Origin of the sequence: Neorhizobium galegae, from assembly GCF_017877135.1 — a bacterium.
GTDB lineage: Bacteria > Pseudomonadota > Alphaproteobacteria > Rhizobiales > Rhizobiaceae > Neorhizobium > Neorhizobium galegae_A.
This window is the reverse complement of record NZ_JAGIPH010000001.1, coordinates 1,358,819-1,383,686: the sequence shown is the minus strand read 5'-3', so window position 1 is coordinate 1,383,686 and position 24,868 is coordinate 1,358,819. Positions and strand designations below refer to the sequence as shown.

23 protein-coding genes are annotated in these 24,868 nt (G+C 62.8%); 6 read left to right on the top strand and 17 right to left on the bottom strand.

The window, feature by feature from the left end:
- Positions 1 to 7: 7 nt before the first annotated feature.
- Entirely contained in the window at positions 8 to 598 is a 591-nt protein-coding gene (locus J2858_RS06810; protein ID WP_210103938.1) for a TetR/AcrR family transcriptional regulator, read from the bottom strand.
- Positions 599 to 747: 149 nt separating this feature from the next.
- Here J2858_RS06810 and J2858_RS24090 point away from each other — a divergent pair, with 149 nt between their 5' ends.
- The gene (locus J2858_RS24090) at positions 748 to 1,176 is read left to right on the top strand and encodes a hypothetical protein (protein WP_245365556.1); all 429 of its coding nucleotides are present in this window, start codon (positions 748 to 750) and stop codon (positions 1,174 to 1,176) included.
- A 125-nt stretch (positions 1,177 to 1,301) separates the two neighbouring features.
- The gene (locus tag J2858_RS06800; RefSeq protein WP_210103937.1) at positions 1,302 to 1,877 is read left to right on the top strand and encodes a LysE family translocator; all 576 of its coding nucleotides are present in this window, start codon (positions 1,302 to 1,304) and stop codon (positions 1,875 to 1,877) included.
- 361 nt (positions 1,878 to 2,238) lie between these two features.
- Here J2858_RS06800 and dnaJ read toward each other — a convergent pair whose 3' ends face one another.
- From dnaJ to J2858_RS06785, 3 genes are all read right to left on the bottom strand, one after another.
- Positions 2,239 to 3,375: a molecular chaperone DnaJ gene (gene dnaJ / locus J2858_RS06795; RefSeq protein WP_210103936.1), complete on the bottom strand. Its 1,137-nt coding sequence runs from the start codon at positions 3,373 to 3,375 to the stop codon at positions 2,239 to 2,241.
- A gap of 81 nt (positions 3,376 to 3,456) precedes the next feature.
- Positions 3,457 to 5,361, bottom strand: coding sequence for a molecular chaperone DnaK (gene dnaK, locus J2858_RS06790; RefSeq protein ID WP_210103935.1), 1,905 nt, complete (start codon positions 5,359 to 5,361; stop codon positions 3,457 to 3,459).
- 198 nt (positions 5,362 to 5,559) lie between these two features.
- Complete coding sequence (locus J2858_RS06785; RefSeq protein ID WP_210103934.1) at positions 5,560 to 7,884, bottom strand: transglycosylase domain-containing protein; 2,325 nt, start codon at positions 7,882 to 7,884, stop codon at positions 5,560 to 5,562.
- Positions 7,885 to 8,417: 533 nt separating this feature from the next.
- On the opposite strand from J2858_RS06785, the gene J2858_RS06780 reads away from it, so the two are divergent.
- Positions 8,418 to 8,630 carry a hypothetical protein gene (locus tag J2858_RS06780; RefSeq protein ID WP_210103933.1) on the top strand — a complete coding sequence of 71 codons (213 nt, stop codon included), beginning with the start codon at positions 8,418 to 8,420 and terminating at the stop codon, positions 8,628 to 8,630.
- A 204-nt stretch (positions 8,631 to 8,834) separates the two neighbouring features.
- Positions 8,835 to 9,185, top strand: a complete 351-nt coding sequence (locus tag J2858_RS06775; protein WP_210103932.1) for a hypothetical protein — start codon at positions 8,835 to 8,837, stop codon at positions 9,183 to 9,185.
- Between the two features lie 115 nt (positions 9,186 to 9,300).
- Here J2858_RS06775 and J2858_RS06770 read toward each other — a convergent pair whose 3' ends face one another.
- Positions 9,301 to 9,774 (bottom strand): YbaK/EbsC family protein, encoded by a 474-nt coding sequence (locus J2858_RS06770; RefSeq protein ID WP_210103931.1) that lies wholly within the window; start codon positions 9,772 to 9,774, stop codon positions 9,301 to 9,303.
- 504 nt (positions 9,775 to 10,278) lie between these two features.
- Between J2858_RS06770 and J2858_RS06765 the strand changes: the two genes are divergently transcribed.
- A complete protein-coding gene (locus J2858_RS06765; protein ID WP_210103930.1) occupies positions 10,279 to 10,488 on the top strand; it encodes a cold-shock protein in 210 nt (69 codons plus the stop codon).
- Between the two features lie 379 nt (positions 10,489 to 10,867).
- Here the strand turns inward: J2858_RS06765 and J2858_RS06760 are convergent, their stop codons facing one another.
- The 3 genes from J2858_RS06760 to J2858_RS06750 all read right to left on the bottom strand — a co-directional run bounded on the left by J2858_RS06760 (position 10,868) and on the right by J2858_RS06750 (position 13,569).
- Positions 10,868 to 12,250 (bottom strand): dipeptidase, encoded by a 1,383-nt coding sequence (locus tag J2858_RS06760; protein ID WP_210103929.1) that lies wholly within the window; start codon positions 12,248 to 12,250, stop codon positions 10,868 to 10,870.
- A gap of 141 nt (positions 12,251 to 12,391) precedes the next feature.
- Complete coding sequence (locus J2858_RS06755) at positions 12,392 to 12,832, bottom strand: MarR family winged helix-turn-helix transcriptional regulator (RefSeq protein WP_210103928.1); 441 nt, start codon at positions 12,830 to 12,832, stop codon at positions 12,392 to 12,394.
- A gap of 365 nt (positions 12,833 to 13,197) precedes the next feature.
- Positions 13,198 to 13,569 (bottom strand): hypothetical protein, encoded by a 372-nt coding sequence (locus tag J2858_RS06750; RefSeq protein WP_210103927.1) that lies wholly within the window; start codon positions 13,567 to 13,569, stop codon positions 13,198 to 13,200.
- A 93-nt stretch (positions 13,570 to 13,662) separates the two neighbouring features.
- On the opposite strand from J2858_RS06750, the gene polA reads away from it, so the two are divergent.
- Positions 13,663 to 16,659 carry a DNA polymerase I gene (polA, locus tag J2858_RS06745; protein WP_210103926.1) on the top strand — a complete coding sequence of 999 codons (2,997 nt, stop codon included), beginning with the start codon at positions 13,663 to 13,665 and terminating at the stop codon, positions 16,657 to 16,659.
- 64 nt (positions 16,660 to 16,723) lie between these two features.
- Here polA and J2858_RS06740 read toward each other — a convergent pair whose 3' ends face one another.
- From J2858_RS06740 to J2858_RS06700, 9 genes are all read right to left on the bottom strand, one after another.
- Positions 16,724 to 17,008 carry a hypothetical protein gene (locus J2858_RS06740; protein WP_210103925.1) on the bottom strand — a complete coding sequence of 95 codons (285 nt, stop codon included), beginning with the start codon at positions 17,006 to 17,008 and terminating at the stop codon, positions 16,724 to 16,726.
- 53 nt (positions 17,009 to 17,061) lie between these two features.
- A complete protein-coding gene (gene phnN, locus J2858_RS06735; RefSeq protein ID WP_210103924.1) occupies positions 17,062 to 17,643 on the bottom strand; it encodes a phosphonate metabolism protein/1,5-bisphosphokinase (PRPP-forming) PhnN in 582 nt (193 codons plus the stop codon).
- A gap of 44 nt (positions 17,644 to 17,687) precedes the next feature.
- Positions 17,688 to 18,827 carry an alpha-D-ribose 1-methylphosphonate 5-triphosphate diphosphatase gene (locus tag J2858_RS06730; protein WP_210103923.1) on the bottom strand — a complete coding sequence of 380 codons (1,140 nt, stop codon included), beginning with the start codon at positions 18,825 to 18,827 and terminating at the stop codon, positions 17,688 to 17,690.
- The gene (locus J2858_RS06725) at positions 18,824 to 19,540 is read right to left on the bottom strand and encodes a DUF1045 domain-containing protein (protein ID WP_210103922.1); all 717 of its coding nucleotides are present in this window, start codon (positions 19,538 to 19,540) and stop codon (positions 18,824 to 18,826) included. Before J2858_RS06725 ends, J2858_RS06730 begins: the two co-directional genes overlap by 4 nt.
- A gap of 347 nt (positions 19,541 to 19,887) precedes the next feature.
- Positions 19,888 to 20,523, bottom strand: a complete 636-nt coding sequence (locus J2858_RS06720; protein ID WP_210103921.1) for a 2,3-bisphosphoglycerate-dependent phosphoglycerate mutase — start codon at positions 20,521 to 20,523, stop codon at positions 19,888 to 19,890.
- Positions 20,524 to 20,546: 23 nt separating this feature from the next.
- The gene (dapB, locus tag J2858_RS06715) at positions 20,547 to 21,368 is read right to left on the bottom strand and encodes a 4-hydroxy-tetrahydrodipicolinate reductase (RefSeq protein ID WP_210103920.1); all 822 of its coding nucleotides are present in this window, start codon (positions 21,366 to 21,368) and stop codon (positions 20,547 to 20,549) included.
- Positions 21,369 to 21,403: 35 nt separating this feature from the next.
- Complete coding sequence (locus J2858_RS06710; RefSeq protein ID WP_210104162.1) at positions 21,404 to 23,188, bottom strand: ABC transporter ATP-binding protein; 1,785 nt, start codon at positions 23,186 to 23,188, stop codon at positions 21,404 to 21,406.
- Between the two features lie 204 nt (positions 23,189 to 23,392).
- Positions 23,393 to 24,415, bottom strand: a complete 1,023-nt coding sequence (locus tag J2858_RS06705) for a glucokinase (protein ID WP_210103919.1) — start codon at positions 24,413 to 24,415, stop codon at positions 23,393 to 23,395.
- A gap of 31 nt (positions 24,416 to 24,446) precedes the next feature.
- Positions 24,447 to 24,821 carry a methylglyoxal synthase gene (locus tag J2858_RS06700; RefSeq protein ID WP_210103918.1) on the bottom strand — a complete coding sequence of 125 codons (375 nt, stop codon included), beginning with the start codon at positions 24,819 to 24,821 and terminating at the stop codon, positions 24,447 to 24,449.
- Between the last annotated feature and the right edge of the window lie 47 nt (positions 24,822 to 24,868).

The following is a 24,868-nucleotide window of genomic DNA, read 5'->3' as shown; positions in this document are numbered from 1 at the left end:
CGTTCAATCAGCGCTTGCGCAGGCCTTGCGTGAACTGCCGTGCGGCAAGCCGCAGCTCGGAATCGGACATGTCCAGCCGGTGCATCACCAGCCGCGCGATGGCAAAGCTTGCGATCTGCTCGCCGGCCATGTCCGCATCGACATCGTCAGCCAGCGTGCCACGCGCTTTGTTGCGCGAAAGAACCTCGCCGATCCAGTGATAGCGCCCCGCAGTGTAGTCGCCGACCACGCGCGCCGAGGCATCGTTAGACTGTGCTTCGGCCAGGATCGAGCGATAGATGGCGCCGGCCGGAGTGTCCCGCCAGTGGCCGATCAGGCCCTTCAGGAACAAAAAAATGTCCTCCTCCAGCGCGCCGGTGTCGGGCATCTTGAGGTCCGGTTTCTGCAGCTCGTAGATTGCCAGAAGCAGCGCGCCGCGCGACGGCCACCAGCGATAGATGGTGGGCTTGCCGGCCCGCGCGCGCCGCGCCACCGCCTCGATGGAGAAGCCGGCCAGCCCGGATTCCGTAATGATGTCGGTTGCCGCCTTCAGGATCGCATCGCGGCTTTCCGGATTGCGTTGCGCACCGATGGAGGTTCTGCGGATGTCTGACGTCATGCTGTTTCCTTGCCGCGACTTGGCTCGTGTCGAGCGGCCGCTGCGGTCCTGTGGTCTGGTAGCATGAAATGCCCCAACGCGGAAAATCTCTTGCCTGGAAACACAAGTTTGAATAGATACGAAACGGATCGTTTTTATTGGATGGCCCCATGGCTCCGCAACAGACCTCTGTAAAGGCGCAGTCTCCGCATCCCGCCGCGCGGTCGGAAGAACCGGCAGCCGGCCTGCCGCAGGCTCTTGCCCACTCTCATTCCCACCCCCATCCGCACGCTCATCCCCACAGCCACGCCCATCACGATCATCCGCATCTGCAGCCGCAGGCGGATCAGAGGCCTGTTCTTGCGCCGCGGCAGGCACCGCATCGCCTTCGGCTCGCACTGGTCCTGATGCTCTGCGTCTATCCGGTCATCACCACGCTGCTCTACGTGCTGGTGCCCCTTACCGAGGGCTGGGCCACCTGGCATCGCACGCTGCTGATCACGCCGGTGATGGTGTTCAGCATCATCTTCGTCGTCACGCCGCTGATCCTGAAATATCTGCACTGGCTGGTCATTCCCCGCGCCCGCCCGCGGTCCTGACCGACCGTGCGAACCGCCCGGCAGATGTCGCACGACAGCTCCAAAGGCTCGATTGATATCGATCAGGACGGCACCTTGTCCGATCTGCTAGGAACTGCCGTATCCCATCGGTGAAAGGGTGAGGCGTGCTGACTTTCTGTCTGTCCATACTGTTGCTCCTGGCAACACCCGGTCCCACCAACACGCTGATGGCGCTCGCCGGTTATCAACACGGCTGGCAGAAGGCCGCGCCGCTGATCTCGGCGGAGCTTGCCGGTTATCTCCTCATCATCATCCCCGTTGCGACGCTTGCCGCGCCGCTGTTCGAGGAATGGCCGGTCCTTGCCCTCTGGGCGAAGCTTGCGGCCGGCGCCTGGGTCTTCTTCCTGGCAATCAAGCTCTGGACCATTCAGCCGGACGCCGCCGGCGCGCGCCAAATCGATTGGCGGAGCGTTTTCGTCACGACCTGCCTCAATCCGAAGGCGCTGATCATCGGCCTCGTCATCATGCCGCGCGGCGCGCTTGCCTCGCTTCTGCCCTGGCTTGTCGTGTTTGCTCTGCTGGTGTTTGGTGCAGCGAGCGTCTGGATCCTCGGCGGCAGCCTGCTGCAGCACAAGGGCGAATCCCCGCGCACCCACATCCTCATTCACCGCATCGCCGCCATCGGCCTGCTGCTGTTTGCCACGCTGCTTGCGGGGGCAGGGCTGAAGGCTGTCGCTTGACGACGGGCACCGGCCAGACATGCAAACGCCGGCCTGGAGGCCGGCGTTGGGACTTTGGATGGGGTGGGCGTCATGCGATCACCGCAGCTGGCCATCGCCCCGGCGCCTCGCTTTGGGCTCGGCGCGTTCGCTGCTCAAAACGTGCCACGGCTAAGTTTTGCCGGCTGCGCCGTCGCAGCTGGCTTGCGCCCCAGCCCTTCGCTTTGGCTCAGGGCGTTCGCTGCTCAAAATGTGCCACTGGCACATTTTGCCGGCTACGCCGTCGCAGCTGGCTTATCGCCCCGGCGCCTCGCTTTGGGCTCGGCGCGTTCGCTGCTCAAAACGTGCCACTGGCACGTTTTGCCGGCTACGCCGTCGCAGCTCACCCCTCAAAAAATTCTTTCATGCGGGCGAAGAAGCCGGTGGATTCCGGGTTGTTGTCCTTGGACGAGATTTCCTCGAACTCCTGCAGCAGTTCGCGCTGGCGCTTGGTCAGCTTCTGCGGGGTTTCGATCTGGATCTGGATATAGAGATCCCCCGTCTGCGAGGAGCGCAGAACCGGCATGCCCTTGCCCTTCAGCCGGAACTGCTTGCCCGGCTGGGTGCCTTCCGGAACCGAGACGCGCGATTTCGTACCGTCGAGCGTGGTCACGTCGAACGTGCCGCCCAGCGCTGCCGTCGTCATGGAAATCGGCACGGCGCAGTAGAGGTCCGCCCCGTCGCGCTGAAAGAACTCATGCGGCTTGACCGACAGAAAAATGTAGAGGTCCCCGGCTGGTCCGCCGCGCGCGCCGGCTTCGCCTTCGCCCTGCAGGCGGATGCGCGTGCCGTCCTCGATGCCCGAGGGAATGTTGACGGAAAGCGCCCGTTCCTCGGTGATGCGGCCCTGGCCGTTGCACTTCACGCAAGGGTCCGGAATGATCTGGCCACGGCCGTGGCAGGTCGGACAGGTGCGCTCGACCGAGAAGAAGCCCTGGCTGGCGCGAACCCGGCCGGAGCCCTGGCAGGTGCCGCAGGTCTTCGGCTGCGTGCCGGGCTTGGCGCCCGAGCCTGTGCAGACATCGCAGGTCACGGCGGTCGGCACACGGATCTGCGCGGTCTTGCCGGAATAGGCCTCTTCCAGTGAAATTTCCATGTTGTAGCGAAGGTCGGCGCCGCGTTCGCGCCCGCCGGACGAGCGCCGTGCACGGCCGCCACCCATCATTTCGCCAAAGATGTCTTCGAAAATGTCGGAGAAACCGCCACCGCCGGCAAAGCCGCCGCCCATGCCGCCACCGCCACCCATGCCGCCCTGCTCGAAGGCCGCATGGCCGAACCGGTCATAGGCCGCCCGCTTCTGCGGGTCCTTGAGCGTCTCGTAAGCCTCGTTGATTTCCTTGAATTTCTTCTCGGATTCAGCGTCGCCAGGGTTCTTGTCGGGATGATATTTCATCGCAAGCTTGCGGAAGGCGCTTTTCAGCTCCTTCTCGTCAGCGGTGCGGCCGACACCCAGCGTTTCGTAAAAGTCAGCTTTTGCCATGGAGGTAACGGCTCCCGAAAGGGGTCCGGCTGCACAGGGGCAGCCGGATGTCTACGCGATTACAGATTAAGCAGTCAAACGTCAGGCCGACTTCTTGTCGTCCTTGATTTCCTCGTAGTCGGCATCGACGACGCCGTCTTCATGCTTGCCGCCTTCAGCACCGGCTTCCGCCTTCTGCTGGGCCTCGTAGATCGCCTGGCCGAGCTTCATGGAGGTTTCCATCAGCGTCTGGGTCTTGGCCGTGATGTCCTCTGCCTCCGGCTCGGACGCTTCCGTTGCAGCCTTCAGGGCAGCAATCGCATCCTCGATCGCCTTGCGGTCGGCCTCGGATACCTTGTCGCCATATTCCTGCAGCGACTTTTCGGTGGAGTGAACAAGGCTTTCGGCCTGGTTCTTGGCTTCAACGACCGCGCGGCGCTTCTTGTCGGTCTCGGCATTGGCTTCGGCGTCCTTCACCATCTTCTCGATGTCGGCGTCGGAGAGGCCACCGGAGGCCTGGATGCGGATCTGCTGTTCCTTGCCGGTGCCCTTGTCCTTGGCCGAAACCTGAACGATGCCGTTGGCGTCGATATCGAAGGTGACTTCGATCTGCGGCATGCCACGCGGTGCCGGCGGCAGGCCGACCAGGTCGAACTGACCGAGCAGCTTGTTGTCGGCGGCCATTTCACGTTCACCCTGGGAAACGCGGATCGTCACGGCCTGCTGGTTGTCGTCAGCGGTCGAGAAGACCTGGCTCTTCTTCGTCGGGATCGTCGTGTTGCGGTCGATCAGACGGGTGAACACGCCACCCAGCGTTTCGATGCCGAGCGACAGCGGGGTCACGTCGAGCAGCAGAACGTCCTTGACGTCGCCCTGCAGAACGCCGGCCTGAATGGCAGCGCCAAGAGCCACGACTTCGTCCGGGTTCACACCCTTGTGCGGCTCCTTGCCGAACAGCTGCTTGACGACTTCCTGGACCTTCGGCATGCGGCTCATGCCGCCGACCAGAACGACTTCGTCAATTTCAGCAGGCGTTACGCCGGCATCCTTCAAGGCTGCCTTGCACGGTGCGATGGTGCGCTGGACGAGATCGTCGACCAGGCTTTCGAACTTGGCGCGGGTCAGCTTCATCGTCAGGTGCTTCGGGCCGGAAGCGTCTGCCGTGATGAAGGGCAGGTTGATTTCCGTCTGCTGCGACGAGGACAGCTCGATCTTTGCCTTTTCGGCTGCTTCCTTCAGGCGCTGCAGGGCCAGCTTGTCGCCCTTCAGGTCGATGCCCTGGTCCTTCTTGAATTCGCCGGCCAGATATTCGACGAGGCGCATGTCAAAATCTTCGCCGCCGAGGAAGGTGTCGCCGTTCGTCGACTTCACTTCGAAGACGCCGTCGCCGATTTCCAGAACAGAAATGTCGAAGGTACCGCCGCCAAGGTCGTAAACGGCAATGGTCTTGCCGTCCTTCTTGTCGAGGCCATAGGCGAGGGCCGCAGCCGTCGGCTCGTTGATGATGCGCAGAACTTCAAGGCCTGCAATGCGACCGGCATCCTTGGTGGCCTGGCGCTGGGCGTCGTTGAAGTAGGCGGGAACCGTGATGACGGCCTTTTCGACCTTTTCGCCGAGATAGGCTTCCGCCGTTTCCTTCATCTTCTGAAGGATCATGGCGGAGATCTGCGACGGGGAGTAGCCCTTGCCGTTGGCGGTGACCCAGGCATCGCCGTTGTCGCCGCGCGAAATTTCGAAGGGAACCAGGCCCTTGTCCTTTTCAACCGTCGGGTCTTCGTAGCGGCGGCCGATCAGGCGCTTGACGGCAAACAGCGTGTTGGTCGGGTTGGTGACTGCCTGGCGCTTCGCCGGCTGGCCAACCAGACGCTCGCCGTCATCCGAGAAGGCAACCATGGAGGGCGTCGTGCGCGCGCCTTCGGCATTCTCGATTACCTTTGCGTCCTTGCCGTCCATGACGGCGACGCAGGAATTGGTTGTGCCAAGGTCGATGCCAATTACTTTTGCCATTTCTTCTCTCTCCTTTAAGCGAACCGTCGGAACCCCCTCAAAGGCATTCCGCTGACAGTTCCTCGACTGGGATAACTTTTCAGCAGTGGTCTGCTGTCATGCGGCGTATATAAGGACCGGTTTTTCCGACTGCAAGGCGGGAAACACCGTGCAGATCAGCAAAAAAACAAGTCGTTGATGCGGGCAGTCGAAGACGGGTTACTGCCCCATGATGAGGTCGAAAAGTGTCGTCTGGTGCGGCCTTGCCTCATGCCTGCCGCCGCCGACGTCACCCGGTGGTACCGGCCCTTCTCCCACATCGCCCGGCGGCACCGGTTGATCGAAGGGGCCGCGGTATTGGCGGTAGTCCCGCACCGGCTCGTCCGGGGAGGCGGGAAGCGCCGGCCTTTCGCTGCGGTCAACAGGCGGCAAGGGGCGATTTTGCGCGGCGGGCGCTGCAGGTGCCGGCGGATAGGCGTCCTTGCTGGCCTGGCCCGGCAGAACGCCGGAAATGATGTCGCCGATCGACAAGGAACCGGAGTCCGGCGCCTGCGGCAGGGCTGGCTGAATGCCGACACCGTAAAGCGGCGTCGGGCGATATCCTTTGAGCGCGGCCGTCATATAGTTTTTCCAGGCGCGCGCCGGAAGGCCGCCGCCGGTCACCTTCTTCATCGAGGTGCCGTCGTCATTGCCGAACCAGACGCCGGTGGTCAGCGTGCTGGTATATCCGACAAACAGGGCGTCGCGGAATGATTGCGTCGTGCCGGATTTTCCGGCGGCCTCCCAGTTGGCAAGCCGTGCCGCCTTGCCGGTGCCCTCTACCATCACCCGGTTCAGCATGCCGTTCATGGTGGCCACCACCGTATCGCTCAACACTTTCGGCGGATTGGAGTAATCGGCCTCGTACAACACCTTGCCATCGGCATCGAGGATGCGGGTGACGGTGTGCGGCGTTGCCTTGAAGCCGCCATTCATGAAGGGCGCATAGGCGGATGTCAGCTCCAGCAGCGAGACTTCCGATGTTCCGAGCGCAATCGAGGCATTGGGCTGAAGTTCCGATTCGATGCCCAGCCGATGCGCCGTGCTGACCACCTTCTCCGGCCCCACCTGCATGACGAGCTGGGCGGCAATGGTGTTCAGCGAATTGGCAAGCGCCGTCGCAAGCGTGACATTGCCGCGATACTTCTGGTCATAATTTTCCGGCGTCCAGTTGCCAATCTTCACCGGCCCGTCGGTCATGACGGTATCCGGGGTAAAGCCTGCTTCGAGCGCGGTGGTATAGACGAAGGGCTTGAAGGCGGAGCCCGGCTGGCGCTTGGCGCGTACGGCGCGGTTGAACTGGCTTGCGGCATAATCCCGCCCGCCGACCAGCGCGCGCACCGCACCGGTCGCATCCACCGAGACGAGCGCTGCCTGCGAGGCGTTGAGCTTGCCGCCATCGCTTGCCAACAGGTCGTCCAGGGCCTTCTCGGCGTCCTTTTCCAGCCGCATGTCGAGGGTGGTTTCCACCGTGATATCGGTCTTCACCTCACCAATCAGCGTTTTCACCTCGTCCATCACCGTATCGGCGGCATAATGCTCGGCACCGGACCAGTAGCTGCGCGCCTTGGTCGGCGGCTGCGACATGGCCGTCTTTGCCTCTTCCTCGGTAATATAGCCCTCTTCGCGCATCGCGCCGAGCACGACTTGCGCCCGCGCCTCGGCGGCCTGCGGGTCGCGCGCCGGCGACAGCCGCGTCGGCGCCTTCAGGAGGCCCGCCAGAAGGGCTGCTTCGCCGAGGCTCACATCGCGCGCCGACTTGTTGAAATAGCGCCGCGAAGCCGCTTCCACCCCGTACGCACTGGAGCCGAAGAACATGCGGTTGAGATACATCGCCAGGATCTGGTCCTTGGTGAACTTGTGCTCCAGCCAGAAGGCGAGCATCACTTCCTGGATCTTGCGCTCGAACGTGCGGTCGGGCGAGAGGAACAGGTTCTTGGCCAGCTGCTGGGTGAGCGTCGAGCCGCCCTGGATGCTCTGGCCGGTGAGATTGTTGACGAAGGCACGCGCCAGGCCGAGCGGGTCGACGCCGAAATGGGAATAGAAGCGCCGGTCTTCGATCGCCATCACCGCCTGGGGAAGGAAGGGCGACATTTCCTCAAGCGCCAGCGCCTCGCCGCCGGTCACGCCGCGATTGGCAATCAGGGTGCCGTCAAGGGCGGTGATCTTCACATTGGGCGGGCGGTCGGGAATGGCCCAGGAGCCGGCGCTCGGCATCTGCGCGGCATAATAGACCACCAGCCCGCCAACCCCGATGGCGCCCCAGATGCCAAGGACGATGCACCAGTAGATGAGTGCGCGCAGCGTGCCGAAGAGACCGCGGCGCGGCTCGTCCCGGCGTTTCTTCCGCCCGCTGCGTTCCTGTCTGGCGGGAGGTTTTTGCGCAGGTTTTCGCGAGCCGTTGCCTATGATCCGCTCGTCGGCATCGATGTGCACGTCATCTTCGGTCTCGTCTTCGTCAAACGATGGGTCGACGCGGTGGCGCGATTTCTTCCACGATGCCATGAATTGAGGCTGTGCTCCCCATCTGCGTGCATGCGACCCGTGATCCTGAAGCGAAGGGCAGCACGATCTCACTTGAAGGCGGAAATGGATCTCAAGGCTGACCCGGCACGGATGCAACCGGTCCAGAGACGCTCGCTGCACCTTAAATGCGGCGATTTAAGGGGAGGTTAAGGAAGGGCGGCTGCAGTCCTGTCGCACGGGCATCCGTGATGCCCGCCACCGCCCGCCAGATCAAAAATATCGGCGTCGCAAGGCCGATGGTCCAAAAGATGCCAAGATGAAGATATACTAACTTACCTACCAATAATGAGAGTTGCCATTTCGGAGAAGTGACATACAACTTGAGAAATCCAACCTTCTGCGTCCTTCTATAATGGGCGGTAGACCGGCGGGAACACGGGATATTCGGCAAGAGGGAAGCCGGATGTCCGGGAGCATTCGTCCAACGGACGCAACGCCAGCGCCGTTGATGAACACACTCAAGGAATGGATGCGAGATAAAGGCGCTGCGGCTGCCACAAAAGGAGGTTTTGATGCGCGCACCGGTTGTTAGACGCCCTGTCCATCCCGACCAGCTGAGCTTGCTTCAGCAGGTTTTCGATGCCGCCTGCGCGCAGCACCAGATCAGCAAGGCAAGCCCCGATGGCGAGGCCCTGGCGCTGATCCTGGTCAACTCCCTGCAGAAGGGCATGAGCGAGAAAGAGGCGCTGGCCTCGCTTGCCGAAGCGCTTGCCCAAGGACGCTGAACCAAGGGTGCTGATCGCACGCTTATCCTCAAATCCCGGTCGCCCTGCGCGGGTTACAGATTGGGCTCGTCCCCCGTTGCACCCACCTGTTTCAGCGGTTTCCCTGCGCTTAAAAACGCCTGGAACCTATCGGCGCTTCGCAAGTTGACCCGGCTCCTGACCATCATCGGCCTGATTGACGGGCCGCCAGCCAAGGAGATCCGCATGGAAAACCCCGAAACAGGCATGGGCATTGCACAGCAGCGTGCCGGCGAAGATGCAAATGCTGCCGTGCGCTCGGAGATTTCCGCGCTGCGCGCCGAGATCGCCAGCATCCGCGAAAAGCTGACCGAATTCAGCGGCGAGGCCTATGAAAGCGTCGCACGCAGCGCCGGCAGCGCTGCCGCCTACGTGCAGGACGAGGCAAGCTCGGTCGCCGGCGCCATCCGCCAGCATCCGGCCACCGCCACGACCCTGATGACGCTGGTGGGCGGCATCGGCTTTGCCATCGGCTATCTGGTGGCATCGACCTCCTTCGAACAGAAGCAGGCCTGGTATCGTCGCTACTATTCCTGATAGTCTCCGGCGCTGATCATCGCAGCGCTTCAGCAAGACAAAAAACCCGGCAGCGCCCTTCGCCTTCCAAGGCGTGGCGGCGCCAAGCCGGGTCTATTTTTCCGGGCCGAAAGCGTCAGGCGTTTGCGGTCGCTTGGCAGACATCCACCCATTCGCCTGACACCAGCTCTGCCATGCGCTCCGGCGAAATGCGGACGGCCGCGTTGATGGCGCCGGCTGCGGGAACCACTTCTGTGTATCGTTTCAACGACACGTCGAGATAAACCGCAAGCGGCTGCGGCAGGCCAAACGGGCAGACGCCGCCCACCGGATGGCTTGTCTGCTCCACCACCTCTTCGGCACCCAGCATGCGTGGCTTGGCGGAAAATCGGTCGCGGAATTTTCGGTTGTCGAGCCGGCTGGTGCCTGACGCAACGACGAGAATCACCGCATCACCCGCCCGCAGGCAGATGGTCTTGGCGATCTGATCGGGATCCACGCCATGGGCTTCGGCCGCGAGCGTCACGGTTGCGGAGCTCGCTTCCGTTTCGATCACCGCAATGTCGGGCGCGTGGGTGGCAAAGAAGGTCTTGACGGATGTAAGGCTCATGACGCCAGCCTAGCCAAGGGGGTGCCGAAGCGCAAGACGCGGCGAGATATGCCGTTTTTGCATTGCTGCACTGCAAAAGTCTGGCTGTTTTTTGGGCGAGACCGCTGTATAGTCAAATCATCGAACGGCGCACTCCTCCTCCCAGCGCCGAACGATGGGACTGGCAACACCTCCTCCTCCCGGTTGCTGGTCAGTTTTAGAAGCCCGGTGCACCTCCTCCCGCACCGGGCTTCTTTCGTTTTAGTGCCATTTCATCCGGTTGATTTGTCTAGGTTTTTTGCTTCCGCCTGCAGGGTGTGCGGCAAGGTGCCTGCACGCGGAATGTCATCTCCGCCTTGACAGAAGGCCCCATCCGGGGCTACCTCACCCGCATCGATATTTGTTTGACAAGTGGCACTACAGCGTCAAAAGCGCTGACGACGACCTTTCTTCAAATACGAAATCCGCGTTCCCCGCCGCCCGCGGCGAGGAACAGAGTCAACGTTGCGAACGAAAGGAATCGTAATGGCTACCGGTACTGTAAAATGGTTCAACGCCACCAAGGGTTTTGGTTTCATCCAGCCGGATGACGGCGCACAGGACGTGTTCGTCCACATCTCTGCTGTTGAGCGCGCTGGACTGTCCGGCCTCAACGACGGCCAGAAGATCTCCTACGAACTGGTTTCCGACAAGCGTTCGGGCCGCATGTCCGCAGACAACCTGCGCGCAGCCTGAGCCTTTAGAGGCTTCTGACTTTAAAATCAGACGAAAATCGAATGGCGCCCTTGCAATCGCGGGGCGCCATTCCCATTTCAGGATCAAGCGGCAGGACGAGTGTGTGCCGGCGGTCGATCGTGATCGCGCCGTCTATCAGGAAGAGTGAATATCTTAACCCGATGTTTACCTTCGTGGGAGATGATGAAGGCACAGGCGGCGGTGATGAACCGAAGCCATCGAAATGCCAACCCCGTTTCGTGTTTGACCACGGATGTACTGGCAGGGACTGAGACGGGAATGAAAGGTCGGGCTTGTCCCGGCCTTTTTGTTTTTTAAGCCTTTTCAAGGCGGAGACCTTGCTCCTCACCGCAGGGATGAGGAGCAGCGACGGCGGCGATCAGAGCGCCGCGAGGATGCGGATCCAGGAACGGATGCCCTTGTGGAACGAGACGAGGTCGTATTTCTCGTTCGGGGAATGGATCCGGTCATCGATCAGGCCATAGCCGACCAGCAGCGAATCCATGCCGAGATAGGTCTGGAAATCCCCCACGATCGGGATGGAGCCGCCCATGCCGACGACAACGGCCGGCTTCGGCCATTCGTCGGAAAGGGCCGACTTTGCCTTGGTGAGCACCGGCGAATCATAGGACAGCTGAATGGCGGGCGAGGCGCCGTGCTCGTGAAACGCGACGCTGCAATCGGCCGGGATCCGGGAGCGGACATAGGCGCGAAAACTGTCGCGGATCTTTGCCGGGTCCTGCGTGCCGACGAGGCGGAACGAGACCTTGGCGGATGCCTTGGCGGCAATCACCGTCTTGAAGCCTTCGCCCGTATAACCGCCCCAGATGCCGTTCACCTCGCAGGTCGGCCGCGCCCAGGTCAATTCCAAGACCGAATGCCCCTTTTCGCCGGAGGGTTCTGAAAGCCCCACCTCGCCAAGAAAGCTATGGGCGTCGCGGCCAAGCGTGCTCCAGCTCGCCTTGATGCTTTCCGGCGTTTCTTCCACGCCGTCGTAAAAGCCGTCCAGCGTCACGCGTCCGGTCTCGTCGCGAAGCCCGGCCAGCACCTCTGCCAGGATGTGGATCGGGTTAGCGGCAGCGCCGCCGAAGAGGCCCGAATGCAGATCGCGGTCGGCGGCGGTCACGGTCAGCTCCTCGCCTACGAGGCCGCGCAGCGTTGCGGCAATGGCCGGCGTTTCGCCATCCCACATGCTGGTGTCGCAGACCAGCGCATAGTCGGCCTTCAACTCGTCCGCATTGGCTTCCAGGAACGGCTTCAGCGATGGCGAGCCGGATTCCTCCTCGCCTTCGAAGAGAATGGTGATTCGCACCGGCAGCGCGCCGGCGGTTTCCTTGTAGGCGCGGCAGGCTTCGACGAAGGTCATCAGCTGGCCCTTGTCGTCGGACGTGCCACGGCCCGTCAGCACCTGGCGGCCATTCCCCAGATCCTTCACCTTCGGATCGAAAGGATCGCTTTCCCAAAGCTCCAGCGGATCGACCGGCTGCACGTCGTAATGGCCGTAAAACAGCACATGCGGAGCGTCGGCGCGGCCGGCGGCGTGGTGGGCAACCACCATCGGATGGCCGGGCGTGTCGCGCAGCGAGGCTTCAAAGCCAAGCTCCGAAAGAGCCACCACCAGCCATTCGGCCGCCTTGCGGCAATCGGGCTTGTAGGCCGGATCGGTGGAAATGGAGGGGATTCGCACCAGATCGAACAGCCGCTCGAGGCTTGCGGTGAGATTGCTGTCGGCTTGGGCGAGGATCGGGGAAAGTTCTGTCATGGGAGAGCCTTGCGGGGGTCATCGGGTCTAAGGCGGCCACGTTAGACCCTTCCCGCGCGCGAGGGAACTGGCTCAGCCAAGGAATGTGGATAGCCTATCGAAGCCGGCAGAGCAGGCGAGGGGATGGGCTGCGGTGGTCAATCAATCCCGTTGCAGGTTGCGCGCATTGGCAAGCGCCATGCGCATGTATTCCATCAGCAGTTCGCGCTCGAAGGTGCGAAAGCCGGCAAAGATCTCGTCATCGGCAAGGGTTGCCGCCTCCGTGGCAAAACGTTCCAGTTCGCGCCCGCGCGCCGTCAGCGTCACGATCTGCGCGCGTCGGTCGCAAGGATGCGGCGAGCGCAGGATCAGTCCATCGCGCTCCATGCGGGCGAGCGTATTGGCAAGCGTTGCCTGCTCCACCTCCATCCGGTCGAGGAGCTGGCGCTGGGTGAGGCCGTCCTCATGCCAGAGCACGAGCAGAACCGGAAACTGGCCGGGAGAGAATCCGAGCGCTGCCGCGCGCTTGTGCAGCGCGCGCCCCAGGCCTTTTGCCAGCTGGCTGCTGAGGTAGAGAGCGGAATTCGTGCGCTCGAAGCTCATATGCGCTCAGAACCCTCTGCGCTTCAATGACAAGCACATGCGTGCAAATGAACGTGTGCCGAGCGACTGCAACGGCATGATCAATAGCACGATATCCTTCGATGGACAGTCTTGCAACAGCAACGGCCGAGGCCAGCAAAGTAAAACCGCCACGGCCGGGAGGGGAAGCCGTGGCGGTCAGAGAGAGGGACAAAGGCCCGGAGAGGGGGATAAGGCCTTTGTCCGGTCTGGTGCGGCTGGGGGACAAGCCGGCTGCCAGACTGCGGCATGATCAGTGCCGGTGAACAGGAAATGGCCGCGGTCCGGCGCCTTTTCAAGGGCGGCCCCGGCGAGGGCGAGGTCACGTTCCGGTGAAGGCTTCGTGTTCAGGAGCGGCGTTTGCGCCAGCTGAAAAACAGCTGCAGCGGCAGGGCAATGAGAACGAACAGGGCAAACATCAGGATCTGGCGCACCACGTTGTGGCCCATTTCGGGCGTAGCGATGAGAACGAAGAAGGCGCCGGTGACGCAGGCTGAGAGAAGCTGGAATTCCACCTCCGCCGGCCAGCTGCGCGTGGCATCCTTTTCCGGCGGAAAGAAGCCCCGCAGGCCGCGCCAGGCCATGGGCAGGAGAAGGGCGATCAGGATCTTGTGGAACGTCATGGCCGGCGGAGCCCCCTCGAGCCGGCACAGGAGGCCGACGAAGACAGCAAGGCCCGCAGGCGCCGCGTAGGCAGAAACGATATCGCGTGATGTCATGGGACTGTGTTCCGGCAAAAGGATGGCTACTTTTATAGAGGCCCCGGCCCGCCCGCAATGGACCTTTGCGCCGCATCGCGCTATCCATCGGCCATGAAAAAAGGCGATCATCTCTTCCTTGTCGACGGCTCCGGCTTCATCTTCCGGGCCTTTCACGCTTTGCCGCCGCTGACGCGCAAGACCGACGGACTGCCGGTCGGCGCCGTGTCCGGTTTCTGCAACATGCTGTGGAAGCTTCTGACCAATGCGCGCGACACCAATGTGGGTGTGACGCCGACGCATTTCGCCGTGATCTTCGACTATTCGTCGAAGACCTTCCGCAAGGATCTCTATGCGGACTACAAGGCCAATCGTTCGGCGCCGCCGGAAGAGCTGGTGCCGCAGTTCGGCCTGATCCGCCAGGCGACACGCGCCTTCAACCTGCCCTGCATCGAGACGGAAGGTTTTGAGGCCGACGATATCATCGCCACCTATGCCCGCGCCGCCGAAGCCATCGGCGCCGATGTGACCATCATCTCCTCCGACAAGGATCTGATGCAGCTGGTGACGCCGAACGTCCATATGTACGACAGCATGAAGGACAAGCAGATCGGCATTCCCGATGTCATCGAGAAATGGGGTGTCACCCCGGACAAGATGATCGACCTGCAGGCGCTGGTGGGCGATTCGGTGGACAATGTCCCGGGCATTCCCGGCATCGGCCCGAAGACGGCGGCCCAGCTTCTGGAAGAGTTCGGCGATCTGGAAACGCTTCTTGCCCGCGCCTCCGAGATCAAGCAGGTCAAGCGGCGCGAGAATATCGTGGCGAATGCGGAGCTTGCCCGCCTGTCGCGCCGGCTGGTGGAACTGCGCACCGATGTGCCGCTCGATCTGCCGCTCGATGCGCTGGTTCTGGAAAAGCAGGACGGGCCAAAACTCGTCGGTTTCCTCAAGGCGATGGAATTCGGCACGCTGACGCGGCGCGTCGCCGATGCCTGCGACTGCGATGCAGGCGCGATCGAGCCCTCCGAAATCCAGGTGGAATGGGGGCCGGCCGCCCACGGGCCGGATCTTGATCCCGGTGCCGAGCATTCGCAGGACCTTCTGGCTGATGGAAGTGCAGCGACATCCGCCCCGCAGTCTGCCTTGAGCGAGCCGGCAGGCGATGGCACTCGGGCAGCCGAGATTGCCGCGTCCCGCCATGAAGCGTTTTCAGCCGCCAAGATCGACCATTCCACCTATGTCGCCATCCGCGATGTCGAGACGCTGAAAACCTGGATTGCCAGCGCGCGCGAAACCGGCGTGGTGGCCTTCGATACGGAAACCACCTCGCTTGACCCGATGCGGGCGGAGCTGGTCGGCGTGTCGCTTGCCGTGCAGGACAATCGCGCGTCGCCCGCGTCTGCCGTCATCCGTGCCGCTTATGTGCCGCTTGGCCACCGCAGCGGCGGCGAGGATCTGTTCAGCGAGGGGCTGAAGCTCGTCGATGGCCAGATCCCCATGGGCGAGGCGCTGGCGCTTCTGAAGGATCTGCTGGAAGATCCGTCCGTGCTGAAGGTCGCGCAGAACCTCAAATATGATTATCTCGTCATGAAGCGGCACGGCATCACGCTGGCCGGCTTCGACGATACGATGCTGATCTCCTATGTGCTGGAAGCGGGCCAGGGCAATCACGGCATGGACAGCCTGTCGGAGCGCTGGCTCGGCCACACGCCGATCGCCTACAAGGATGTCACCGGGTCGGGCAAATCCTCCGTCAGCTTCGACCGGGTGGAGATCGACAAGGCAACCGCCTATGCGGCTGAAGATGCCGACGTGACGCTGCGGCTCTGGCTCGTGCTGAAGCCTCGGCTTGCCGCCGATGGGCTGACGCGCGTCTATGAGCGCCTGGAGCGGCCGCTTGTGCCGGTGCTTGCCCATATGGAAGAGCGCGGCATCACCATCGACCGGCAGATCCTGTCGCGCCTCTCCGGCGAGCTTGCGCAGAAGGCCGCGGCTTTCGAGGACGAGATCTATGAGCTGGCCGGCGAGCGCTTCAACATCGGCTCGCCCAAGCAGCTGGGCGATATCCTGTTCGGCAAGATGAGCCTGCCGGGGGGCGCCAAGACCAAGACCGGCCAATGGTCCACGTCGGCGCAGGTGCTGGAGGATCTGGCAGCGCAAGGGCTCGACCTGCCACGCAGAATTGTCGACTGGCGCCAGCTGACCAAGCTCAAGTCCACCTATACGGACGCGCTTCCGGGCTATGTGCATCCCGAAACGAAGAGGGTGCATACCGGCTATTCCATGGCGGCAACCTCCACGGGACGGCTGTCCTCCTCGGAGCCGAACCTGCAGAATATTCCGGTGCGCAATGCCGAAGGCCGCAAGATCCGCACCGCCTTCATCTCGACTCCCGGCCACAAGCTGCTGTCGGCCGATTACAGCCAGATCGAACTGCGCGTGCTCGCCCACGTCGCCGATATTCCGCAGCTGCGCCAGGCCTTTGCCGATGGCATCGACATCCATGCCATGACGGCCTCGGAAATGTTCGGTGTGCCGGTGGACGGCATGCCATCGGACATTCGGCGCCGGGCCAAAGCGATCAATTTCGGCATCATCTACGGCATTTCCGCCTTCGGTCTTGCCAACCAGCTGTCGATCGAGCGTTCGGAAGCGGGCGAATACATCAAGAAATATTTCGAGCGCTTCCCCGGCATCCGCGATTACATGGATCAGACGAAGGCCTTTGCCCGCGAGCATGGCTATGTGGAAACCATTTTCGGGCGCCGGGCGCATTATCCGGAAATCAAGTCCTCCAATCCGTCGGTGCGCGCCTTCAACGAGCGTGCGGCCATCAATGCGCCGATCCAGGGATCGGCCGCCGATGTCATCCGCCGGGCAATGATCCAGGTGGAGCCGGTGCTGCAGAAGGCGGGCCTTGGCGAGAAGGTGCGCATGCTGCTGCAGGTGCATGACGAACTGATCTTCGAGGTCGAGGACGAGGCGATCGACGAAGCCATGCCGCTCATCGTTCGCACCATGGAGCATGCGGCGCTCCCGGCGCTTGACATGCGCGTGCCGCTGAAGGTGGACGCGCGCGCGGCCCTCAACTGGGACGAGGCACACTGAATATGACCCCTGCTCGCCGGGGGTGAGGGCGCTCCCCCGCCCTGCGGGAGGGCTTTCAGTGCTGTCAGTGGGCCTGGGCAGGGTAAAGCGATGCCAGCGCCGTCGCCAGAAGCGCGCGCGCATAGTTTGCCGCCGTGTTGCGACTTTCCTGCGAAAGACGCAGTTCGCCGCAGCGCTGGTCAACGGTTTCCAGGATGAGGTCGGCGAGGCTGCTGGCCTGCACGGGATCCGACGTGTCGAGCGCCATCGCAAGCGCCGACATTGTAACGATCTCGAGCACCACCATCCGTGCTTCAAGCGCGGCCAAAGGATCGTGGGAGGGATCGTAGACAGCACTGATCGTGGTCATGCCGCTTCCCTTCGCGTCTACACCAAAAGGCGCAAAGAAGTATTCTGAATACTTTAACGCGAAGCCTCGACCACTTCTACTGGCTGATTCGAGGGGGGTGTCAGGTTTTCCGTCAGAATTCCCACCAGTTCCGCGCCGGCCTTTTCGACGCTGTCGCTGTTGTCGATCGTGGCGACCCGGTAATCTCCGGAAAGCGGCAGCGTTGCGCGCTGCAGCCGGGCGAGGATGTCGTCGCGTGTTTCGCGCCCGCGCGCCATCAGCCGTTCGGCCAGTATGTCCGGGCGAGCCGTGATGTTGATCACCAGAAGCCGGTCATAGGCCGCCTGAAATAGCGGCAGCGCCGAGCGCGAGCCGTTGGCAACCAGAAGCTGGCCGGCCGCGAGCGCCTCCTTCGTGCGGCGCGGAATGCCGTAATGAAGGCCGTGCGCATGCCAGGACACCGCAAATTCGCCGGCCTGCTCTGCGGCGAGAAAGCCCTCGGGCGTCATCCCCTCATGGTCTTCGCCGCCGGCGGAGGCATCGCGGGTAATGCACCGGCGCACGAAGGACACGCGCGGATCACGCGTAAAATAGGCCGCGGCATAGCCGATCAGCGTGTCCTTGCCGGCGCCGCTCGGGCCGACGACCACCGCCATCGTGCCTCCGACCGTCGCGGTCTCTCTCGCGGGTGGCTTTTGCATCAGGCAACCCGCCGGCCGCTGCGCCATACGGCGCGGGTGATCGGCACGCCATGGCTGCGATGCACGCGCACGAGATCTGCCCGAAGTCCGGCTGCGATTCGGCCGCGATCGTTGAGGTTGACGGTTCTGGCCGGCGTCGCGCTCACCATGGCAATCGCCTGCGGCAGGCTAAGCCCCTCCACCGTGTCGGCAAGGATAAAGGGCGCGTGCAGCAGGCTGAACGGCACATAATCGGACGACAGGACATCGAGAACGCCGAGCTCTGCCAGATCGCGCGCGGCGATATTTCCGGAATGCGACTGTCCGCGCACGACATTCGGCGCGCCCATCAGCACGCTCATGCCGGCCGCATGCGAAGCCTTGGCCGCAGCTTCGCTTGTCGGAAACTCCGCAAGGCGCACACCGTGGCCTTCCGCTTCGGCCACATGCGCAAGCGTCGCGTCGTCATGGCTTGCAACGGTAATGCCAAGCGCCGCACAGCGGGCGGCAATCGCATCGCGGTGGGGCGCGGAATACTGCGCCGATGCGGCCATGCGCCGTTCGATAAAGGCATCAAAGGCCTCGTCCGTCATGCCGCGCTTCTTCTTGTAGAAGAAGATATACTGGTCGAGCGACTGGAACTGTCGCTGGCCGGGCGCATGATCCATCAGCGAGGCAAGCCGGACCCGGGGATCACCCTCGAAATCGGAAAACTGTTCCAGCACGTCGGCGCAGGGAACCTCGCAGCGCAGGTGGATCAGGTGGTCGGCCCGCAAGCGTCCGGCCGCGTCGGCGGCCGCAATGGCATCGGCCAGGGCGCGCATGTCGCCACGCGCAAAACCGCTGTCTTCATCCGAGCCCAGCCGCAGGCAGTCGAGCACCGTGGTAATGCCGGAGGTGGCGATCTGCGCGTCATGCGACTGGATGGCCGAGGTCGTGTCCCAACGCACGCCGGGACGGGGCGAATAATGGGTCTCCAGATGGTCGGTGTGCAGTTCCACCAGACCCGGGATCAGGTAGTCGCCATCCATGTCCTCGCCGATTGTCGTGCGGCCTTCGCTGATATCGGCAATCAGGCCGCCTTTGACCTGAACGGTGCCGTCCAGCATCTGGTCTTCAAGCACCACGCGGGCATTGGTCAGGATCAGTTCGTGGCTCATGCGATGGTCTCTCCGGTGTTCGCCTTGCCGGACAACGGCGCAAGGCGCGCAATGGCAAAGGCGGCGCCGCGTTCCGGTTCGACCGACAGGCCGAGATGGGAAACGGGCAGGGGGCGGTCGGTGAAGGCTGAAAAACGTTCTGTGAGAAGATCGCGCATGCGCGGTTGATCTGCTTCGGCAACGGGGCCGGTCAGCGTCATGTGAAAGCGGAATTCATCAAAGACATACGGATAGCCCCAGCGATCGAGATGGGCGCGCTGCCGCTCCGTCAGTCGCTCGGGGCGACGCCGTGCAATGTCTTCCGGCGAAAGCGCTGCGCGAAACGGCTCGAACGCCTCGACCACGGCCGCGCAGAGGTTATCCACGCTCTCTGACGATCCGATCTCGGGCACCAGGGCAAAGAAAGGACCAAGTTGCGCAAGCACCAGCTTCGGGATGACGACCGGCGCCGCTTGCGCGCAAAAACGTTCGAAGGCTGCTTCAAGGTCTGCCGGGCTGCAGCCTTCGGCGAGCGTGAAGGGCGCTTTCAGAGTCGCATGAAAGCCATAGCGGCGCGGATCGGCCGTCAGCGCCTCCCAATCGGAAAGCGCCATGCCTGCATCGGAAGGCGGTGTCATCGCGGGGCCGGCAAAGGCATCGCGTCCAAGCCATGCAACGGCGGCGCGGGTCAACGGGTCATCCTGGGGAGGCGTGAAATAGACGGCGTAACGCACGGGCGGGGGAATCACTTCTGTTGCTGCGGGAAAGTCTAACGGATCGCGTGCCTGCTGCTAGCGGAAAGCTGTGACGCAAGCATGTCAAAGACGGGCCTTTGCTCCCGCCGTGCCACGACCTCGCAACCAAATTCGCTTTTGGCGCGTTCACCTTGCAACAAAGAAGACAGGACAACCTTGAAAGACAGGAGACAGGTCAATGGAAACGAGCATTCTCATCACCACTTTCCTCTCGGTTTTTGCCGCAAGCGGTCTTTTGAGCGCCTACTGGTACGCCAAGTAAGTCTTGGAAAAGATAAAGCGCCGCCGGAGGCCGGCAGCGCTTCGAAATGTCAGAACCGGGCGGCTCAGTGGGCGCCGGACATATCGCCCAGAACAACCTTCGACGCCACGGTCGAATCGGCGTTCAGCGTGTAGACCATCGGCACGCCGGTCGCGAGGTTGAGCTTCAGGATTTCTTCCTTCGAAAGCCGGTCAAGAACCATCACCAGCGAGCGCAGCGAATTGCCGTGTGCTGCCACCAGAACCTTTTCGCCGCGCAGCACGCGGGGCAGGATTTCGGTGAGGTAGTAGGGCCAGACGCGTGCGCCGGTGTCGCGCAGGCTTTCGCCGCCGGGTGGCGGGATGTCGTAGGACCGGCGCCAGATATGCACCTGTTCCTCACCCCACTTGGCGCGCGCATCATCCTTGTTGAGACCGGAAAGATCGCCGTAATCACGCTCGTTGAGCGCCTGGTCGCGGATGGTCTGAAGGTCGGGCTGGCCGACCTTGTCGAGAACGATGCGGCAGGTTTCCTGCGCGCGCTTCAGAACCGAGGTGAAGGCGATATCGAACTTGATGCCGGTATCGGCCAGCGCCTTGCCGCCGGTGGTGGCCTCTTCCACGCCAAGCTCTGTCAGTTCCGGGTCTTTCCAGCCGGTAAACAGGTTCTTGAGGTTCCAGTCGCTCTGGCCGTGACGAACAAGGACGAGTGTTCCGCTCATGTAATCCTCCAGGAATGTTGAGATCAGTCAGAAAGCCCGAGAACGTCGAGCATGGAATAGAAGCCGGGTTTTTGAGCCCGGGCCCAAAGGGCTGCCGACACGGCGCCGCGGGCAAAGATCGACCGGTCGAGCGCCGAATGGGAGAGTGTCACCAGTTCGCCTTCGCCAGCGAGGATGACAGAATGCTCACCGATCACCGAACCGCCGCGCAGTGTCGCAAAGCCGATCGTGCCGGTTTCGCGCGCGCCGGTATGGCCATCGCGCACCCGAACGGACTGCGTCTTGAGGTCGATGTCGCGCCCCTTGGCCGCCGCCTGGCCCAGAAGAAGGGCCGTGCCGGAGGGCGCATCCACCTTGTGCTTGTGATGCATTTCGAGCACCTCGATATCCCAGCCGGCGGCCGGCAGCGCCTTGGCCGCCTTTTCCACCAGGACGCCCAGAAGATTGACGCCTAGGCTCATATTGCCGGATTTGACGACACGGGCATGACGGGCGGCGGCGGCAAATTTTTCCTCATCGGCTTCGGAGCAACCGGTGGTGCCGATGACGTGGACGATGCGCGCCTGGGCGGCAAGGCCCGAAAATTCCACGCTTCCAGCAGGAGAGGTGAAATCGATGACGCCGTCTGCATGAAGAAAGGCGGCCAGCGGATCGGAGGTCACGGGAACGCCGAGAAAACCGGCGCCAGCCAGTTCGCCGGCATCCTTGCCGATGAAGGGCGAAGCATCCCGCTCCACTGCCGCATGCAGTTTGACCCCCGGCATGTCCTGGATGACGCGGATAATGGTCTGCCCCATGCGTCCGGCCGCGCCCACGACCACCAGTTTCATGTCATGCTCGCTCATGCGGAAATTCGGCTCCGTTTGATGTGGGGCGCCCGTCAGATGGGCGTGTGAAGGTTGTTGAGGCGAGCGTAAAGCCCGTCCGGACGTCGCGCAAGGCTTTCATGATCGCCCTCTTCCACCACCCGGCCTTCCGCCATCACGACGATCTTGTCGGCCTTGACGACCGTCGACAGGCGGTGGGCGACGACGACCACGGTGCGACCGTTCATAGCGGTATCGAGCGCCTTCTGGACGGCGGCTTCCGATTCGTTGTCGAGCGCCGAAGTTGCCTCGTCGAGGAGAAGAATGGGGGCATTGCGCACCAGCGCGCGGGCAATCGACAGGCGCTGGCGCTGGCCGCCGGACAGCGTCACGCCGTTTTCGCCGACCGGGGTGTCATAGCCTTGCGGCTGGGCGAGGATGAAATCATGGGCATAGGCTAGGCGCGCCGCCTCTTCCACATCCGCATCCGTCGCTTCCGGGCGGCCGTAGCGGATGTTGTCGCGGATGGTGCCTTCGAAGAGGTAGGGCTGCTGCGAGACATAGGCGAGGTGATGGCGCAGCGACGCCTTGGTGACGTGCGATATGTCCTGCCCGTCGATCAGGATCGCCCCCTCGGCCGGATCATAGAAGCGCGGGATGAGCGAGATGATCGTCGATTTGCCGGCGCCGGAGGGGCCGACAAGCGCCGTCGTCTTGCCGCCTTCGGCAACAATATCGACCGTCTTCAGGATGTTGTCGCCATTGCCATAGCGGAAGCTGACGCCCTTCAGTTCGATCGTCGCGTTCGTGACGACGAGATCCTTGGCGCCGGGGCGTTCGCGCTGCTGCGGCTGCAGGTCAAGGATGGTGTAGATCATGCGGGCATTGACGACGGCGCGCTCCATCTGCACCTGCAGCTTGGCAAGCCGGCGGGCCGGATCATAGGCCATCAAAAGTGCGGCCACGAAGGCAAAGAAGGCGCCCGGCGGCACGCCGTCATAGATCGAGCGGAAGGCCGCATAGGCGAGAACACTGGAGATCGCGAGCCCGGCAAAGGTTTCGGTGAGCGGCGAGGTGCGCTCCGACAGGCGGGCAATGCGGTTGGCGCGGTTTTCGGCGTCGCCGATAATGCCGTTCACCTTGTTGCTCAGCTGGGCTTCCATCGTGAACGCCTTGACGATGGAAATGCCCTGGATCGTCTCCTGCATGGCGCCCACGACATGGCTGTTCAGCTCTACCGATTCGCGGGTGGCGCTGCGCAGGCGCTTCGACACATAGCGCAGCGCATAAAGAAGCGGCGGGGCAACGCCGAAGACGATCAGCGACAGCACCGGATCCTTGCTGACCATGACGCCGATCAGCGAGATCAGCGTCAGGAAATCACGCGCGGTGGAGGTGACGGTGAGGTTCAGCACGTCGCGGATGCCGTTGACGTTCTGGCTGATCTGGGCGGCCAGATGCGCCGAGCGGGATTCGCTGAAGAAGCCGACCGACAGCTTCATGAGATGCGTATAGAGGCGCTTCTGGTATTCGGCGACGATATTGTTGCCGATCTTCGACAGGGTGACCGCCTGCCCGTAGGTGGCAAGGCCGCGCAGCACGAAGGCGATGAAGATGGCACCGCAGATCATCCAGACGAGATCGGCGCGCTTGTTGGCGAAGGCCTCGTTGACGACGGATTCCATGATCCAGGCGGTAAATGCCGTCGACAGGGCAACGACCACCAGGCACAGGATTGCAAAGGCATAACCGCGCACATGCTCACGACCGTTTTCCGCAATGATGCGCCGAAGCACGCTGGTGACGGTGCCGGAATCGACATGGGGCTTGCGTTGCGTGGCTGTATCGACTGCTTCCAACAAGACGTTCCCATCCAGAGCATGTCCGAGCCAAAAGTGCGTGAGCGGCTTTGTATCCGGACTTGCGTAAATCGAAGAGATAGAGGCGCAGCTTCATGCCACGCCCGGGGTCATAACCTGTCGCGGTCTTAACCAGTCACGGCATTCTTGGCTAGCGCCCGGCCACGATTCCCGGCGCCTGTTGCATTCCGGTCTTTCCCGGCATCAGCGGCGCCAGCGCCGACCTTCGGTGGCGATGCCGAAATGCTGCGGCGTGCGGGCAAAGGAGGCAAGGCCGGCAAGGGCGGCCTGCGGGTGGGTCACGACGAAGGTTGGGATGTGCTTCATCAGCGCTGAATGCGGCGCCTTGTCTTCAAAGCCGGCTCTGAATTCCGGCCGCTTCAGCGCAGGCAGGATCTTTTGCGAAATGCCGCCGGCCAGATAGACGCCGCCCTTTGCCATCATCACCAGCGCCATGTCGCCGGCAACGCGGCCGAGATAGGTCACGAAAAGGCGCAGCGCTTCCGCGGCCTGGGCATTGCTGTCTGCAAGGCCGTGTGCGGTCACGTCGGCCGGAATGGACAGCACGGGCTCGATGCCGTCGGCCATGCAGATGGCGCGGTAAAGATTGACGAGGCCGCGGCCGCAGAGGATCTGTTCCGCCGATACCCGGCCCTCGATGCGCTCGATATTCGGGAAGACCTGGTAATCGCGGTCGCTGCGCGGGCCGAGATCCACATGGCCCCCTTCGCCGGGCACCGGAAACCAGGTTTCCTGCGCATGCACAAGGCCTGCCACGCCAAGCCCGGTGCCGGGGCCGAGCACGACGCGCGAAAACACAGGCGCCGTGGTGACCGGGCCGATCGGGTCGCGGTAGTGTTCCGGTAGCGAGGCAACTGCCAGCGCCTGCGCCTCGAAATCATTGATCACCAGCACGTCGGAAAAGCCGAGATCGTCGATCAGCTGCTTCGGGCGCACTACCCAGTCGCAATTGGTGAGCGGAATCTCGTCGCCTTCGATCGGGCCGGCGATGGCAAGGATCGCCGATTTTGGCTGCTGTGCGGTCTTGTCCAGCACTTCGGCCTGAATGGCGGCATCGATGGTGTCGTAATCGGCGGTGTGGATGTTGGGAAACTGCTGCGGTTCGCCAAACACATCCGTCAGGATCCAGAAGCGCGCATTGGTGCCGCCGATATCGCCGATCAGGATCGGGAAGGCGGGCTTGTCACTGTCCTGAGGTCTTGCCATCAAAGGGCTCCGTCGTCCGGGTGGGCGGGTCTTACTGGAAATCGATCAGCTTTTCGGCGGTCGCCCGGTTGAGCGCCATCGGAATGTCGTAGACCGTGGCAAGCCGTGTCAGCGCCTTGACGTCGACATCGTGCGGCAGGGGCGTCAGCGGGTCGGTGAAGAAGATCAGCATGGAAACTTCGCCGGTCGCAATCAGCGCGCCGATCTGCTGGTCGCCGCCAAGCGGGCCGCTTTTCAGCCGGGTCACGTCAAGGCCGGGGGCCGCTTCCAGAACGCGCCCGCCGGTGGTGCCGGTCGCCACGATGCGAAACTTTAAAAGCGCCTGCTCATGGCGCTTGGCAAACTGCGCCATCTCATCCTTTTTCTGATCATGCGCGATCAGGGCGATGCAGGGCTTTTCCGGCACGGATGCGTTCCTCGGATTTCCATCGGGCCGCGATTTCTATACCGAAG